Origin of the sequence: Aphanothece sacrum FPU1 (assembly GCF_003864295.1) — a bacterium.
Lineage (GTDB): Bacteria > Cyanobacteriota > Cyanobacteriia > Cyanobacteriales > Microcystaceae > Aphanothece_B > Aphanothece_B sacrum.
The window spans coordinates 285,756-302,379 of sequence record NZ_BDQK01000001.1 but is presented as its reverse complement, the minus strand read 5'-3'; the positions used below and the strand labels follow the sequence as shown (position 1 = coordinate 302,379).

The 16,624-nt window shown below is 40.4% G+C and carries 10 protein-coding genes and 2 pseudogenes; 6 read left to right on the top strand and 6 right to left on the bottom strand.

The window, feature by feature from the left end:
• Positions 1 to 121 precede the first annotated feature (121 nt).
• A complete protein-coding gene (gene ileS / locus AsFPU1_RS01280) occupies positions 122 to 3,001 on the bottom strand; it encodes an isoleucine--tRNA ligase (protein ID WP_124969982.1) in 2,880 nt (959 codons plus the stop codon).
• Between the two features lie 299 nt (positions 3,002 to 3,300).
• On the opposite strand from ileS, the pseudogene AsFPU1_RS01275 reads away from it, so the two are divergent.
• From AsFPU1_RS01275 to AsFPU1_RS01255, 4 genes and pseudogenes are all read left to right on the top strand, one after another.
• Positions 3,301 to 3,519, top strand: a pseudogene (locus AsFPU1_RS01275) (DUF2442 domain-containing protein); the annotation flags it as partial.
• Positions 3,520 to 4,053: 534 nt separating this feature from the next.
• Positions 4,054 to 5,376, top strand: coding sequence for a 30S ribosomal protein S12 methylthiotransferase RimO (gene rimO / locus AsFPU1_RS01265; protein WP_124969976.1), 1,323 nt, complete (start codon positions 4,054 to 4,056; stop codon positions 5,374 to 5,376).
• 157 nt (positions 5,377 to 5,533) lie between these two features.
• The gene (locus tag AsFPU1_RS01260) at positions 5,534 to 6,979 is read left to right on the top strand and encodes a DEAD/DEAH box helicase (RefSeq protein WP_124969973.1); all 1,446 of its coding nucleotides are present in this window, start codon (positions 5,534 to 5,536) and stop codon (positions 6,977 to 6,979) included.
• Positions 6,980 to 7,082: 103 nt separating this feature from the next.
• Positions 7,083 to 7,346: a hypothetical protein gene (locus tag AsFPU1_RS01255; protein ID WP_124969970.1), complete on the top strand. Its 264-nt coding sequence runs from the start codon at positions 7,083 to 7,085 to the stop codon at positions 7,344 to 7,346.
• Positions 7,347 to 7,447: 101 nt separating this feature from the next.
• On the opposite strand, the gene AsFPU1_RS01250 is transcribed toward AsFPU1_RS01255, so the two are convergent.
• From AsFPU1_RS01250 to tig, 4 genes are all read right to left on the bottom strand, one after another.
• Entirely contained in the window at positions 7,448 to 8,281 is an 834-nt protein-coding gene (locus AsFPU1_RS01250; protein ID WP_124969967.1) for an alpha/beta fold hydrolase, read from the bottom strand.
• 16 nt (positions 8,282 to 8,297) lie between these two features.
• On the bottom strand, positions 8,298 to 9,635 hold the full coding sequence (gene clpX, locus AsFPU1_RS01245) for an ATP-dependent protease ATP-binding subunit ClpX (RefSeq protein ID WP_124969964.1): 1,338 nt from the start codon (positions 9,633 to 9,635) through the stop codon (positions 8,298 to 8,300).
• Between the two features lie 11 nt (positions 9,636 to 9,646).
• Positions 9,647 to 10,336, bottom strand: coding sequence for an ATP-dependent Clp endopeptidase proteolytic subunit ClpP (gene clpP, locus AsFPU1_RS01240; RefSeq protein WP_305765113.1), 690 nt, complete (start codon positions 10,334 to 10,336; stop codon positions 9,647 to 9,649).
• Between the two features lie 216 nt (positions 10,337 to 10,552).
• Positions 10,553 to 11,962 (bottom strand): trigger factor, encoded by a 1,410-nt coding sequence (gene tig / locus AsFPU1_RS01235; protein ID WP_124969961.1) that lies wholly within the window; start codon positions 11,960 to 11,962, stop codon positions 10,553 to 10,555.
• 250 nt (positions 11,963 to 12,212) lie between these two features.
• Between tig and AsFPU1_RS01230 the strand changes: the two genes are divergently transcribed.
• Positions 12,213 to 13,757: a ferredoxin--nitrite reductase gene (locus tag AsFPU1_RS01230; RefSeq protein WP_124969958.1), complete on the top strand. Its 1,545-nt coding sequence runs from the start codon at positions 12,213 to 12,215 to the stop codon at positions 13,755 to 13,757.
• A 56-nt stretch (positions 13,758 to 13,813) separates the two neighbouring features.
• Here the strand turns inward: AsFPU1_RS01230 and AsFPU1_RS01225 are convergent.
• Positions 13,814 to 13,900: pseudogene (locus AsFPU1_RS01225) on the bottom strand (Uma2 family endonuclease); the annotation flags it as partial.
• 79 nt (positions 13,901 to 13,979) lie between these two features.
• Between AsFPU1_RS01225 and AsFPU1_RS01220 the strand changes: the two are divergent.
• Positions 13,980 to 16,232 (top strand): molybdopterin oxidoreductase family protein, encoded by a 2,253-nt coding sequence (locus AsFPU1_RS01220; protein WP_124969955.1) that lies wholly within the window; start codon positions 13,980 to 13,982, stop codon positions 16,230 to 16,232.
• The last annotated feature ends 392 nt before the right edge of the window (positions 16,233 to 16,624 follow it).

Genomic DNA, 16,624 nt, shown 5'->3' with positions numbered 1-16,624 from the left:
AACTTAAGGGAAAAGAACTTAACTCTTTTCCCTTATTTATGCTTTTACTCAGACTTTAGTCTATTATTAATGATTAACACCGAACTCAGGTCTGTTTAGCATAGTAAGTCCGGTAGAACCCCTAAAATTCACCCACTAAAGCAGCATTACACCGTTCACAAATGGTAGGATCATCTTTAAATTCTCCCACTTTTGTTGAATAGTTCCAACAGCGATCGCATTTCTCTCCTTCTGCTTTAATAACCCCCACAGAAACTAAGTCAGATTCACTTTGATAGTCTGCTGTTTTAATAGTTTCTAAACTATCAACTAATTCCACTTGAGATGCTAACACTAAATAGCGTAATTCATCCACCTGATTTCCGCTTAAAGTATCATCAGGGTTGAATGTTTCTAGTTGCTTTTTCAAGTCTTGATCAGACACATAAAGTAATACTTTCGCTTCCAAAGAAGACCCGATCGCTTTTTCATTTCTGGCCTGTTCTAGAACCTTATTCACATCTGTTCTGATTTGCCGTAATTTTGACCAGTAAGCTGTCAATTCTGGTTTTTTCCACTGCGTATCCATTTTTACCCATCCTGCCTCAAAAACGGATTTATAAGGGGTTTCGTAGGGTAAAAATTGCCAAATGTCTTCGGCCATGTGACATAATACAGGTGCGATCGCTTTAGCTAAATTCTCTACAGCTACCGCTAATACAGTTTGACAACTACGACGACGGATAGACTCAGGATGAGAAATGTAGAGTCTATCTTTGGCAATATCTAGATAGAAATTAGATAAATCTACAACACAGAAATTTTGTACAGTTTGGAAGAAACGAAAAAATTGAAAGGTTTCAAACGCATCTGTCACTTCTGTGAAAACTTCGGTAATGCGATGTAACATATATTGATCTAATTCTGGTAGTTCCTCATAAGATACAGTATGCTTACTAGGGTCAAAATCATGCAAATTTCCTAATAAAAATCGTGCTGTATTACGAATCTTACGATAAACGTCTGATAATTGTTTGAGGATGGTTTGTCCGATGGGAACATCTGAAGAATAATCTACCGATGACACCCATAATCGTAACACATCTGCGCCATAAGGAGGTTCTTGTTTTTGATTTTTTCCCCCATTAATAATAATTTGAGGATCAACGATATTACCCTCTGATTTACTCATCTTACGTCCCTTTTCATCTAAGACGAAACCGTGAGTTAATACTGTCTTATAAGGGGCAATTTCATTAACTGCAACACTGGTTAATAAACTAGACTGAAACCATCCCCGATGTTGATCAGTTCCTTCTAAATACATATCAACAGGATATTTTAATTCTGGTCGTTGTTTGGCAACTGCGGCCCAAGAAGAACCAGAGTCAAACCATACATCCATTGTGTCTGTTCCCTTGCGATATTTGTGTGCATCTTTTTTGTATTTTGTAGGTAATAGTTCTTCTACAGACATTTCCCACCAAGCATCAGAACCTTTTTCTGCAATTATTTTCTGCACATAATTGATAGTTTCTGCGGTTAGTAAAGGTTCGTTTGTTTCTTCATCATAAAAAACGGGAATGGGGACACCCCAACTCCGTTGACGAGAAATACACCAATCTGAGCGATCGCTGACCATGGGAGTGATACGATTTTCTCCTTGAGAGGGAATCCAATTTACTGTTTTAATCGCTTTTAATGCTGCATCTCGGAACCCTTCAACTGAAGCAAACCATTGTTCTGTTGCCCGAAAAATAGTCGGTTTTTTGGTTCGCCAATCATAAGGATATTTATGTTGATAAGGTTCTTCTTTAAGTAATGAACCCTTCTCTTTGAGTTCATTAATAATGGCTTCATTTGCATCTTTAAGAACATTTAAACCCGCAAATTGTCCCGCTTCTTCTGTAAAGTTTCCTTTAGCATCAACAGGAGACAAAATAGCTAAACCATAGCGTTGACCCACCATATAATCTTCTTGTCCATGACCAGGGGCCGTATGCACTAAACCTGTCCCGGATTCTGTAGTAACATAATCGCCACCAATGAGAATTTCACTCTCTCTATCAAATAAAGGATGACGATAAATTGTGTGTTCTAAATCCTTTCCTAGCAATGTTGATTTAACTGTTAAGGAAGTATCAAAAGTAGCCGATAATTTCTCAACTAAATCTGCTGCTACAATTAAATATTGATAATTGCAAAGATTAGAAGTCTGTTCTACTACAGCATAAGTGAGATCAGGATTCAGGGCAACGGCTAAGTTTCCAGGAAGCGTCCAAGGGGTAGTTGTCCAAATAGCAACCCCTAAATTTGATAAGAAAGGTTTTAAGATTTCTTGCGCTTTTTTTGAAGATTTAATGATAGGAAAAGCAGCAAATACACTACGAGAAGTATGACCTTCAGGATATTCTAATTCTGCTTCTGCTAAAGCGGTTTGAGAACTGGGACTCCAATGAACAGGTTTAAGACCCCGATAAATATACCCTTTGAGGGCCATTTCTCCAAATACTCCAATTTGGGCCGCTTCATATTCAGGAGTGAGGGTTAAATAGGGGTTTTCCCAGTCTCCCCACACTCCGAACCGTTTGAATACCTCACACTGTTCTTGTTGCGTTTTAAGGGCAAAATCTCGCGCTTTGCGACGTAATTTAATGGGGGTTAAACCCTCCCTTTCTTGAGATTTCATGCTTTGCAAAACTTTGAGTTCAATGGGGAGTCCATGACAGTCCCAACCAGGAACATAGCGAACTTTGTGACCTTGCAACAATTTGTATTTATTGATAATATCTTTGAGGGTTTTGTTTAATGCGTGACCCATGTGGAGTGACCCGTTAGCGTAAGGGGGCCCATCATGAAGGATAAACAAGTCACCGGGATTTTTTTCAGACAATTGCTCATAAATCCGATTTTCTGCCCATAATTTCTGTAATTCGAGTTCTCTGCTGACCGCATTGGCCCGCATACTAAAATCAGTTTGGGGTAAGTTTACACTGTCTTTGTAGCTTTTGGGTTCTGTCACTGTGGTAATAGGAATTTCTGTGTCGGTTTCTTTCTCTCATGATATTACAAGTAGATAGATGATGATAAGCTTCCTAATACTATTTATAAAAAAATATCTTGCAAGTATTAAATTGCAAGATAATCTAACATTCCTCAATTCTTTACAAATGATAGACCTTAACTCTTAAGAGTTAAGCTATACAAACAAAGGTTGCCTACGCAACCTAAAATTTAGTCTGCGCAGGCGGATTTAGTCTTTATAGGATCAGACATAAGGTCTGTCATTAATTATTAATTTAGCATAGTAAGTCCGATAGAACCATCGTTCTTAAACTGAAAAATGGCACTACTTTTTTGTTTCCTCTTAACTTAATTCAGGGATTAGCAGGTGCATCTGACAAAGATATTGCAGAAGTAGAGATTACACCATCCTGCGAGGGATTACATTGGGAAACATTGGATGTAGATTTAAGCATTCCAAGCTTATTAATAGGGATTTTTGGCACTAAATTATGGATAGCAAAATTTAGGAAGTAAAGGGGGATAAGTAAAGCTTATAATTCGTAGGGTGAGTTAGACGCGGCTATGACTTTGATGAAAAAATCATAACTTTTAAGGCGCCTCGTAATCCACCATATAAAGTATTGTAGCTGATTATACATTTTATCCCAAGATGTCGAGAGAGCCATAATGGCGGACTAAAAAGCCTTAGAGAGTCCTGCTTGTTTTAAAACAGCATTAGCTGTATGACGGGATTTAATCGTAACAGCAAAATTCTAGAGAATTTATCCCTAACCGCCAACCCCCAAAACCTAACCCCTATCTCAATCTTGCTTTGCCAGTGCTGCTGCAACGCCATAAATACCGTTTCTGGGGTATTTTCTTACAGCCATTAAACACAATTTTTTCTAGAAGGGTTTCCCTTAAGCAAAAAGTATGTTAAGATAATTTAAGTGTACAACAGGGGCAAGCCAGCGTCGTCCGCTTAACCATTCCTAGCCGTAAGGCTAACGAGAAGGATTTACTTGGTTTTGGCCCCGGTGAACGATAAGGGGTAAAACCAAATAATTCATGGGCAATAAGCCAACTATAGCCATCTCTCACTTAGGATGTGAAAAGAACCGCATCGACTCAGAGCATATGCTAGGCTTGCTAACTGCAGCAGGTTATCCAGTCGATGCCAACGAAGAACTAGCCGATTACGTTATTGTTAATACTTGTAGTTTCATCCAAGAAGCGCGAGAAGAGTCAGTTCGTACCTTAGTAGAACTAGCAGAAGCCAACAAAAAGATCATTATTTCTGGTTGTATGGCCCAACATTTCCAAGGGGAATTACTTGCCGAACTGCCAGAAGCCGTTGCTTTAGTAGGAACCGGAGATTATCAAAAAATTGTAGACGTAATCGAACGAGTAGAAACAGGTGAACGAGTCACAGAGATTTCCAGTAATCCGACGTTTATCGCCGATGAAACTGTTCCTCGTTATCGAACCACCACAGAAGGAGTCGCTTACTTACGAGTAGCCGAGGGTTGTGATTATCGCTGTGCCTTTTGTATTATTCCCTATTTAAGAGGAAATCAGCGATCGCGTTCGATTGAATCTCTAGTCAAAGAAGCTGAACAATTATCTGAACAAGGGGTTCAAGAATTAATCTTAATTTCCCAAATTACGACTAATTATGGACTAGACTTGTATGGAGAGGCAAAACTCGCTGAACTGTTGCGGGCCTTAGGAAAAGTCGATATTCCTTGGATTCGGATTCATTATGCTTATCCGACGGGATTAACCCCGAAAGTAATTGAAGCCATGAGGGAAACGCCCAACGTTTTGCCTTATCTGGATTTACCCCTACAACATTCCCATCCTGATATTCTAAGAAGAATGAATCGTCCCTGGCAAGGACAAGTCAACGATAACATTATTAAACGCCTCAAAGAATCCATTCCTGAAGCAGTATTAAGAACCACATTTATTGTGGGATTTCCTGGAGAAACTGAGGAACATTTCCAACATTTAGTTGAGTTTGTTGAGGAACACGAATTTGATCATGTGGGAGTCTTTACCTTTTCACCGGAAGAAGAAACCCCTGCTTATAAAATGCCCGATCAAATCCCTTTAGAAATTGCTCAAGAAAGACGAGAAATAATAATGCAAATTCAGCAACCAATTTCTCTCAAGAAAAATCAAGCCTATATTGGCGAAACCGTCGAGGTATTGATTGAGCAAGAAAATCCAGAAACAGAACAATTAATTGGTCGTTCGGCCCGCTTCGCACCCGAAGAAGTAGATGGTATTGTTTACGTAAAAGGAGATGCTTTATTGAATAGTATTATCCCCGTCAAAATAACTGATGCAGATGTCTATGATCTCTATGGAGAAATCACTTTGAACTAGGGGAAATTTTCCGTATAAACCGGACTAGAAACCAGAGATAAATTGTGCTAGTATGAGCCAAAATATCCCGCAGTTTTAGGAATAAATTAAACCTGACCTAGCTGCCAATCATGCAATTTTTAAACTCAAAAGTCAACTTACAAAATAAACCTTCCTTATGACCATTTCTTTCCAAGACTTAGGATTATCTGAAGCCATCGTAAACAGATTAGAAGCCATTGGTTTTGATACTCCCACCGAAATTCAAGCGAAAGCCATTCCCTTAATCCTAGAAGGCAATGATATCCTGGGGCAATCTCAAACAGGAACGGGAAAAACGGCTGCTTATTCCTTACCTATTCTCGAAAAAATTGATGTTAAAAACCCCAATGTTCAGGCATTAATTCTCACCCCAACTCGTGAGTTAGCCCAACAAGTAGCTCAGGCGATGAAAGACTTTACTACAGAACGTCGTCTGTTTATTCTCAACGTTTATGGTGGTCAATCTATTGAGCGACAAATTCGCAGTTTAGAACGAGGCGTTCAAATTGTAGTAGGAACTCCTGGACGAGTTATCGACTTATTAGAACGCAAAAAATTAGTTTTAGATTCTTTGCGTTGGGTGGTGCTTGATGAAGCTGATGAAATGTTAAGTATGGGCTTTATTGATGATGTCAAAACCATTCTTAAAACCACTCCAGCAAGTCGTAATACGGCCTGTTTTTCGGCTACTATGCCCAGAGAAATTCGGGATTTAGTTAATCAGTTTCTCACCACTCCAGTTACAGTGAGTGTGGAGCAGCCTCAAGCGGCTCCTACCATGATTGAACAACATCTCTATAATGTACCTCGTGGATGGTCTAAATTAAAAGCGTTACAGCCAATTTTAGAGATTGAAAATCCTGAATCTGCCATTATTTTTGTCCGTACTAAACAAACTGCTGCTGAATTAACGAGCAAGTTACAAGAAGCGGGGCAAAGTGTGGATGAATATCATGGTAACTTGAGTCAATCCCAACGGGAACGTCTAGTACAACGTTTTCGGGATGGCAAAGTTAAATTAGTAGTTGCTACTGATATTGCGGCGCGGGGGTTAGATGTAGAAAACCTCAGCCATGTAATTAACTATGATTTCCCTGATAATGCGGAAACCTATATTCACAGGATTGGTCGGACAGGACGAGCAGGAAAAACCGGAACCGCTATTTCTTTAGCTGATTCGATTGATCGTCGTATGATTCGCCAAATTGAACGACGAGTGCGTCAGACTTTAGAAGTTTGTCAGATTCCTAACCGTTCTCAAGTTGAGGCTAAACGACTCGGAAAATTACAACAACAAATCCAAGATTCTCTGGCAGGAGAACGGATGGCTTCTTTCTTACCCTTGGTGCGGGAACTGAGTGCCGAATATGACCCCCAAGCCATTGCGGCGGCGGCCCTACAGATGATCTATGATCAAAATTGTCCTCACTGGATGAGAACTGATTGGGAAGTCCCTGAAAATAACTTATCCAAACCCTTAATTAAGCGTAAGCCTAGTAAATCTAATGCTTCTAAACCTAGCCGTCACAATATCATTAAACAAAGCGATCGCAAGGTTGTGACTCACGATCAAAGTCGTTAAGGCTTAGTTTCGTGATGAATCTGCTTATTAAAAGTAAGCAGATTCATCACTTATTCAATATTTTTTACTGATAACCTTCAACTATGCAGGTTTAAAGACAACAATGTCAGACCTCATCCCCTACGTCCCCACGATCGCATCAACAATAATCGCATTAGGAGTCCTTTTTGGAGGATTGTTCTGGATGATAAGACTCGTCATCAAAGTAGAATTAATCCCCTTAAACTCAGAATTATTAGAAATTAAAGGAAATATCAACGTTGAAGTCGCAAACATCAGAAATGAAATAAAAGACAGCGAAAACCGCCTAGAACAAAGATTAACCAGACTAGAAACCCTGATCGAAGGCATTCGGGATAAAAAGTAATCCCCTCGGTGGAACCTAAGCAAGTCGCTAAATTGCTCCGAACACCACAACATTAGTACAAGGAGAATTAAAGTCATGAACGAACAACAACTCATCTTTACTTAATTTACAAACTCTCTCACAGTTTTTAAATACATTTCCTGATCTTCCAACATGGGAAAATGAGACGTTTTCGCCATCTCTACATACTCAATTTTATCATTTAAACTTGCCGCCATCCGTCCCATTTTTGCCGGAATAATCTGATCTTTCTCCCCAGAAATTAACAAAGTAGGAACAGTAATTTCTGCAAACTTTTGCGGCATAATTTCCACCGCTTTCTTACTCACAGACGTATAAATTGTGCCTAAAGCTGCTTCATAATCTGCTAATATAAAATCCTCTAAAAAAGCCAATCTTTCCTCTTTTTTAATGGGACGATATAAAAATCTGGCCATAAATAAACGATCAGCCAAAGGAACCTTTAAAAACCAATTATAACGAAACTTAACCACATAACCACCAAACTGATGAAAGGCATTAAACGCCCTCTCATCATACTCAAAAATGCCATTACAAGTTAAGATAGCCCGTTCCACCTTTTTCGGGTACATTGTCATAAATAAAGCCCCCACAGAAGCACCCATAGAGTGACTATGCAGATAAACTTTATCAATACCTAAACTATCTAATAATACCCTTAAATCTTCCGCGTACTCCTCTAATTCGTAACTTAAATTTAGGGAAATTTCCGGCAATTTAGACCGGCCAAAACCTCGCATATCGTACAATAAACAATCATAACGATCGCACAAAGCTTGGGCCGTACTTTGCCAATAGCGTGCCGAACCAGCCCAACCATGAACAAACACCATAACAGGTTTTAACCCCGTGTCCCCCGGTTGACGTATCCACTCATAATAGTGATCGACACCGCGAATATTAATCTTATTCATGGATAATTTCGTCAAATTAAGCTGATTCTGGTGTAGGAATAGAAGAAGGATGTACGAGAATCTCAGACGTAGACCGTCGTTCCACCATTTCCTTCGTAATCATGCACCGTTGCAGATCCTTACGAGATGGTAACTCATACATTATATCTAACATTAATTCTTCCACAATGCCCCGTAAAGCCCTAGCCCCTGTTTTGCGTCGGTAAGCTTCTTGAGCGATCGCTTGTATAGCATCCTTATTAAACTCTAGTTGAACATTATCCATCTTGAGCAATTTTTGATACTGCTTAACCAAAGCATTACGAGGCTTAGTTAAAATAGCGATCAAAGTATCTTCATCTAAGGGATTTAAAGCCGTCATCACCGGAATACGTCCCACAAATTCGGGAATCATGCCAAATTTTACCAAATCATCCGGTTCAACCTTCTGCACTAACTCTGCTGCCCGTTTTTCCTTAGATGGAGTTTCCCCTGGACGAACAAACCCCATAGACTTCTTACCAAGTCGTTGTTCAATCACCTTATCTAAGCCAACAAAGGCCCCACCACAGATAAAGAGAATATTGCTAGTATCAATTTGAATACAATCTTGATAAGGGTGTTTGCGTCCCCCTTGAGGTGGAACATTAGCGATCGTCCCCTCCAACATCTTCAGTAAAGCTTGTTGAACCCCTTCACCCGACACATCACGAGTAATGGAAGGATTTTCACTCTTACGGGCAATTTTATCAATTTCATCGATATAAATGATACCCCGTTGAGCTTCTTCTACGTCTAAATCTGCCACTTGTAGCAGTCGCAGTAGGATATTTTCCACATCTTCCCCCACATAACCCGCTTCTGTGAGGGTAGTAGCATCTGCTACCGCAAACGGAACCTCTAAAATACGGGCTAAAGTTTGAGCAAGTAAGGTTTTCCCTGATCCTGTTGGCCCCATCAAAAGAATATTGGACTTATGAAGTTCAATGCCATCTTCCCCATGGCCGCCCTTTTTAGAGTTAGTTAAACTCAAACGCTTATAATGATTGTATACTGCCACAGAGAGAACTTTTTTTGACTCCTCTTGTCCAATAACGTACTCATCGAGACTTTTTTTGATATCTCTAGGTTTAGGAATTAGATCAAAGGGCAGACGATCGGGACGGTTACGACGTTTAGTTCCCGACTCATCAGGACTTGCTGCCGTCATGGGGCGACGAGTGGGATCATCAATCAATTCTTCATCCAAAATCTCGTTACATAATTCAACACATTCATCACAAATGTAGACTCCCGGGCCAGCGATGAGCTTACGCACCTGCTCCTGGGATTTGCCGCAAAATGAACATTTTAGATGGGAGTCATATTTAGACATAAGCTTGTGATTTAGGTGAGTGAGGTGACAGGAACAGTGGGGTCAGGTAACTCTTGCCGAACAATTACTCTATCGATCAGACCGTAATCTTTGGCCTCGTGAGCTGACATAAAAAAGTCTCGCTCCGTATCGGCAGCTATCATATCAAAAGGTTGTTTGGTATGCTCAGCGAGCATTTCATTCAATCGCCGCTTGATATAAAGGATTTCTTTGGCTTGAATTGCAATTTCCACTGCCTGTCCTTGTGCGCCCCCCAAAGGTTGGTGAATCATAATACGAGAACTAGGCAGAGCCATGCGCTTTCCTTGGGTTCCTCCTGATAACAGGAATGCTCCCATACTAGCAGCTAATCCAAAACAAATGGTAACCACATTAGGGCGAATTTGTTGCATGGTATCATAAATAGCGAGTCCAGCATAAACTGAACCCCCAGGAGAATTGATATAAATTTGAATATCTTTATCCGGGTCTTCCGCATCGAGGAACAGTAATTGGGCGACAATGGAGTCAGCCACCTGATCATCTACAGGGGTTCCTAGAAAGATAATGCGCTCCCGTAGTAAACGAGAATAAATATCAAAGGCCCGTTCTCCCACTCCAGACTGTTCGACTACCATCGGTACAACGTTTTGACTCATGGAGTATATCTCTGAGGAACGTTGGTTGTGCATGGCATAATCTAAGGATTGAGATTGAATCATAGCCCGTTAAGTCAGGTCAAAAATTTTAAAGATTAAGAATTCGTTGAGATTTCCCGTTTACACCTACGAAACTATAGGTATTAGGGGTTAATTAAGATCTCAACTCGTTTCATCCTAACACAAACAGACGGCTAATTTGATGAGCCGTCTTACTTTACTTTATTAGCTTTCCCCATCGGCTATGGTAGGGGTCAATGGCTATTCGCCCCTATCCTTTTATTCTTCTGAGTCAGAAGCACTAACATCTATTGTTTGTGTTTCTTCGGTTTCTTCAGTTTCCTCTGTTTCAGCCGCTTTTAAAGTACCTTCGGGAACCAATTCTACGGTGGCTTTGTCTTGAAGCCAATCTAGAGTAGCCTCTGCTAACAAGTCGTCGTATACCAGTTGACGTAATTTATCTGCATCAACCTGTTGTCCCGATAATTGCTCAATAACCGTCTGACTTCTCTCTTGAATGGCAGACTCCCCTATCTTAATATTTTCAACCTTAGCAATTTCTTTAATAACTAAGGTTTGTTTAAGTCTGGCGAAAGCTTCAGGACGAGCATTTTCTCTCAATTTTGGCAGATTTTCTTGAGTAAACAATTGACGTAGATCAATTCCCATTTGTTCCATCTGCATCGCAGTTTGGGTAAGCACTTGGGTAATTTGGTCTTGTATCATCGTATCAGGAATATCGGCCGTACAGAGTTCCATTAATTGAGCAATAATTGCATCTTGGGTGCTTTTTTTGGTAGCGTTTGCCGCTTCTTCTTGAAACTCTTTTTCTAAAGACTCCCGTAACTCAGCAATAGTTTCATATTTGCTAACTTCTTCAGCGAAATCGTCATCAAGTTCAGGTAACTCTTTTTCTTTAATTTCTTTGAGAGTAATTCTAAAAACGACGGGTTGTCCAGCTAAATCTTCTTGAGGATATTCGTCAGGAAAAACTAAAGAAATATCCTTAATTTCTTCGGGGTTCATTCCCACCATCCCCTCTACCATTCCTGCGATAAAACGACCTTCTTCGAGATCAACCCGAAAATCTTTCCCATGAACTCCAGGAATGGGTTCACTGCTGAGTTCTTCCCCTTCTGCGGGTGCAAAACGTCCCTCATAGTCAACAATAGCTACATCTCCCATTTGTAAGGGACGATCTTCAACGGGAACGAGAGTTGCTTGTTTTTCCTGACGTTCTTTGAGCCAATCTTCTAATTTTTGCGGATTATAGACGGTTTCTTCCGCTTTGATACTTAAAGTATGATAATCTCCCAGTTCGACTGTGGGGGGTACATCAACAGCAGCTAAAAAGGTGAGGGGTTCTTCCGTGTTAAATTTACCAATTAATTCCTCAAAACTAGAACGTAGTAGATAGTTATTGCCTAATACTTCTAAAGATTCTTCTTTGATAACATTTTTGACAGTTTCTTGAATCAATTCTTCTAGGGTTGCTGCCTTAATATATTGCTTTCCTAACCGTTGCAGCAGAATTTGACGCGGTACTTTTCCTTTCCGAAACCCAGGAATATTGGCGGTACGGGCTAAATTATTGACCGTTTTTTCATAGGCTTTTTTTAAGGTTTCAGCCGGGATTTCGATTTTTAAGCCAATTTGACTATCGGGGAGTTTTTCCTGGGTGACTTTCATAGATGTTACGATTTCGGACAATTTTGTATCATGCCATAATTCTCAGCAAAAAGCAATCCCAATCTCATTTTACCCAGGGTTAAATCCTGGGACTCTTTTGATTTGACTACAATCTCATCTTTATGTTAAAAATGAATGATTTCGATGCGTTTTATTCATAACAAAGAACAATTAGTGACTAATGTTACAAAATGGAGCAAGAATAAAGTGGTTGAATGAGGGCAACACAACAGCAATAGGAGTACCAACTATGGTACAAAGCACTAAACCTGAGACAACAAATTCTTTAAACAAATTTGAGAAGTTTAAAGCCGAAAAAGACGGACTAGCCATTAGAGATGAGCTAGAGTATTTTGCCCGGATTGGTTGGGAAGCAATGGACAAAACCGATTTAGAATATCGACTCAAGTGGGTAGGGGTATTTTATCGTCCTGTCACACCAGGAAAATTCATGTTACGCCTACGCATTCCCAATGGCATCTTAACCAGCGATCAAATGGAAGTCTTAGGACAAATTGTACAACGGTATGGAGATGATGGCAATGCCGACATCTCCACGCGACAAAACCTACAATTAAGGGGCATTCGTCTCGAAGACATCCCAGACATTTTCCGTCGTCTGAAAGCTGTTGATCTGACTTCTGTTCAGTCGGGAATGGATAGTGTACGCAACATTACGGGTTCACCCGTTGCAGGGTTAGATCAAGACGAATTAATTGATACCCGTGAATTAGTACGCAAAGTTCAAGACATTGTTACTAACAAGGGTGAAGGTAATTATAATTTTACTAATTTACCCCGTAAATTTAATATTGCCATTGAAGGGGGACGGGATAACTCAGTCCATGCAGAAATTAATGATATTGCCTTTGTTCCTGCTTATAAAGACGGTGAATTAGGGTTTAATGTGTTAGTTGGTGGCTTTTTCTCCGCTAAACGCTGTGAAGCGGCTATTCCCTTAAATGCTTGGATTAATCTAAGTATTGACAAAGTGATCAGTTTATGCTACGCCATTCTTACTGTATATCGAGATCATGGTTTAAGAGCTAACCGTCAAAAAGCCCGTCTGATGTGGTTAATTGATGAATGGGGCATTAATAAATTCCGGGCCGAAGTCGAAGCCCAATTAAGCCATCCTTTGGCTATGGCTGCTCAAGAAGACGCAATTGACTGGGATAAACGGGATCATATTGGAGTTTTTCCGCAAAAACAGCCAGGAATGAATTATGTGGGCTTACATATTCCTGTGGGGCGATTATATGCTCAAGATATGTTAGATTTAGCGAGATTAGCCGAAGTTTATGGAAATGGTGAAATTCGCCTAACGGTTGAACAAAATGTCATTATTCCACATATTTCCACGGAAAATCTAGAACTATTTCTAGCTGAACCCTTACTACAAAAATTCAGCATTAACCCTAAACCCTTACAAAGGGCCTTAGTTTCCTGTACTGGGGCGCAATTTTGTGGCTTTGCCCTGATAGAAACGAAAAATAGGGCTGTTAAGTTAGGGAAGGCTTTAGATGAACTATTAAATCTTCCCCGCACAGTACGAATTCATTGGACAGGATGTCCTAATTCTTGTGGACAACCTCAAGTGGCTGATATTGGCTTAATGGGAACCAAAGTCCGCAAAGATGGCAAAACTGTCGAAGGAGTTGACCTGTATATGGGGGGTAAAGTTGGCAAAGATGCACATTTAGGAACTTGTGTACAAAAAGGCATTGCTTGTGAAGATTTAATCCCTATTTTGTCCAAGATTTTAATCGAGAATTTTGGGGCAACAGCGAAATAAATTATGAATTATGAATTATGAATTCTTAACTTTTGTAACGAATTCAATAAGGTTTGCTGCCAATCTTGGTTAACTTGACACAGTTGGTAAAATTGTTCATCACTGAGGTTTACTGTATCTAAGTTTAAGATTACTGTTGTCATGGCTAAATTCTGCCCCAGAAATCACCCTAGTCTTAATTTTAGACCATAAACCCCTAACCCCTAACCCTTATTCTCAAATATGACTGACTCAGCAAAAACGGTTTGTCCTTACTGTGGCGTTGGTTGTGGTTTAGAAGCTTTACCCCCGGCCCAACCTGGTAAAGCGGTACATCGAGATAGTCAAGGAAACCCCGTCTGGCAAATTAGAGGCGATCGCACTCACCCGTCTAGTATGGGCAAAGTCTGTGTCAAAGGGGCAACGGTGACAGAATCTTTAGAAAAAGATCGTCTAAAATATCCCATGATGCGGAAATCTTTAGATGATGAATTTCGTCGTGTAAGTTGGGATCAAGCCTTAGAAACTATTGTTAACCGTATTCAAATAGTACACAAAAACCAAGGAGCAGATGCTTTATGTATGTACGGTTCGGGTCAATTTCAGACAGAAGATTATTATATTGCTCAAAAATTGTTTAAAGGCCATCTGGGAACCAATAATTTTGATGCAAATTCCCGTTTGTGTATGTCTTCCGCCGTTTCTGGTTATATTCAAAGTTTCGGCAGTGACGGCCCCCCCTGTTGTTATGAAGATTTAGAGTTAACCGACTGTGCTTTTTTAGTAGGAACCAATACTGCAGAATGTCATCCCATTGTCTTTAACCGTTTACGTCAACACCACAAAAAAAATCGTCAGGTTAAAATGATTGTGGTTGATCCTCGTCGCACTCAAACCGCCGAAGCAGCAGATTTACATCTAGCCATTAATCCTGGCACAGACATTGATTTATTCAACGGTATAGCTCATTTATTGATGCTTTGGGGCTATACAAATATGTTTTTTATCGATGAATGTACAAAAGGGTTTTCGGACTATGCTGAGGTCATTTGTCATTATCCCCCGGAATTAGTCTCCCGTAAATGTGGTATTCGTATTGATCATTTAGAACAAGCGGCTAGATATTGGGGTGAAGCACAGAACGTTCTCTCTTTATGGTCTATGGGAATTAATCAGTCTTCGGAAGGAACTGCCAAAGTCCGCACCCTGATTAATCTTCATCTGATGACAGGTGATATCGGTAAACCGGGGGCCGGGCCCTTTTCTCTGACAGGTCAACCTAATGCTATGGGGGGACGAGAAGCTGGAGGCCTTTCTCATATTTTACCTGGTTATCGTGTCGTCAATAATCCCCAACATCGGGCCGAAATTGAACAATTTTGGGATCTTCCTCCTGGTAGTATTCAACCTCAACGGGGTCGTACTGCTTGGGAAATGATCGAAGGGTTAGAAACCTCAGAAGTCGGGTTATTATGGATTGCCGCCACAAATCCAGCCGTTAGTATGCCCGATATTAAACGGACTCAAGCGGCTTTAAGGCGATCGCCGTTTACGGTTTATCAAGATGCTTACTATCCCACAGAAACGGCAGCTTATGCTCATATTTTACTCCCTGCGGCTCAATGGAGTGAAAAAGCGGGTACAATGACCAATTCTGAACGCATTGTCACCCTGGCCCCTAAATTTCGTGATCCTCCTGGAGAAGCGAGGGCAGATTGGGAAATTTTTGCCGAAGTGGGACGGAGATTAGGGTTTGAAAAAGGGTTTAAATTTAAGAATTCGGCGCAAGTTTACGAAGAATTCGCAAGAATTACCACTGGTCGTCCTTGTGACTGTTCCGGGTTAAGTCATGAACGGTTACGTACTTACGGCCCGTTACAATGGCCTTATCCTGATCACTGGCCTTATCTAGAAGCTGGTGAAGAAACAGAGCAAAATCGCACCAATAAACGACTTTATACGGATTTTCGCTTTAATACCCCTGATGGACGGGCGAGATTTGCGGCTTATCATTCTAGGGGACTTGCTGAACCCCCCGATGAGGCCTATCCTCTTGTCCTCACCACCGGGCGATTATATGGTCATTGGCACACTCAAACTCGCACTGGACGCATTGAAAAGATCACTAAGATGCACCCCCTCCCGTTCATTGAGATTCACCCCCAGGATGCTCAAAAATTAGGCATTCAAGAGAATAATCTAGTAGAAGTGCGATCGCGTCGGGGAATGGCACGTTTTCCGGCTAAAATCACTAAGGCGATCGCCCCTAAAACGGTTTTTGTACCAATGCACTGGGGCGCACTCTGGGCAAGCGATGCAGAAGCTAACGCCCTAACTCACCCGGAAGCTTGTCCTTCCTCTTTACAACCGGAATTAAAAGCTTGTGCGGTACAATTGAAGTTAGTGACTATTTCCCCAGAAACTGCCACAAAGTCCCTTCGTGGGGAAGGTTTAGCCCTTGAGTTGAAGAAGATGTTAGGGTTGAGCCATAAATAAAATGAATTACCCCTAAAAGCAAAAAAACAATCAAAATCAGTAAAATAAGACCTGTAGGCTTTTCTTTGCGCTGACCTAATGCGCCATTGGTAGCCACAATCTGATTTTTGCAATAGCCTCTGAATTTGTGGGTCTTCATCTGTCCCAGCCTGACTTTAAGTTATGATTCCATAATCTTATTATACAAAGTGTAACTAATTTTACTATTTATTTTTACAAAATGTAATTTAAGTTACAGATTTTTTGAGAATTTTTCAAATCTAGTAGTCTGATTATAAATTTCAGAAAAACTTTATATTTCCAGATTTAGTGTGTTAGTACGGAAAAATACTGAATTTGGGAAAATTTGAACACCATGTATGGTGTCTATTCCCATATATAGTCTTACTTGT

What these genes read in the sequence shown, in the direction of transcription:
- AsFPU1_RS01220 (WP_124969955.1), top strand. Translation starts at nt 13,980, where the DNA reads ATGACTGACTCAGCAAAAACGGTTTGTCCTTACTGTGGCGTTGGTTGT.
- rimO (WP_124969976.1), top strand. Translation starts at nt 4,054, where the DNA reads ATGGGCAATAAGCCAACTATAGCCATCTCTCACTTAGGATGTGAAAAG.
- clpP (WP_305765113.1), bottom strand. Translation starts at nt 10,336, where the DNA reads ATGATTCAATCTCAATCCTTAGATTATGCCATGCACAACCAACGTTCC.
- clpX (WP_124969964.1), bottom strand. Translation starts at nt 9,635, where the DNA reads ATGTCTAAATATGACTCCCATCTAAAATGTTCATTTTGCGGCAAATCC.
- AsFPU1_RS01260 (WP_124969973.1), top strand. Translation starts at nt 5,534, where the DNA reads ATGACCATTTCTTTCCAAGACTTAGGATTATCTGAAGCCATCGTAAAC.
- AsFPU1_RS01230 (WP_124969958.1), top strand. Translation starts at nt 12,213, where the DNA reads ATGGTACAAAGCACTAAACCTGAGACAACAAATTCTTTAAACAAATTT.
- AsFPU1_RS01250 (WP_124969967.1), bottom strand. Translation starts at nt 8,281, where the DNA reads ATGAATAAGATTAATATTCGCGGTGTCGATCACTATTATGAGTGGATA.
- AsFPU1_RS01255 (WP_124969970.1), top strand. Translation starts at nt 7,083, where the DNA reads ATGTCAGACCTCATCCCCTACGTCCCCACGATCGCATCAACAATAATC.
- tig (WP_124969961.1), bottom strand. Translation starts at nt 11,962, where the DNA reads ATGAAAGTCACCCAGGAAAAACTCCCCGATAGTCAAATTGGCTTAAAA.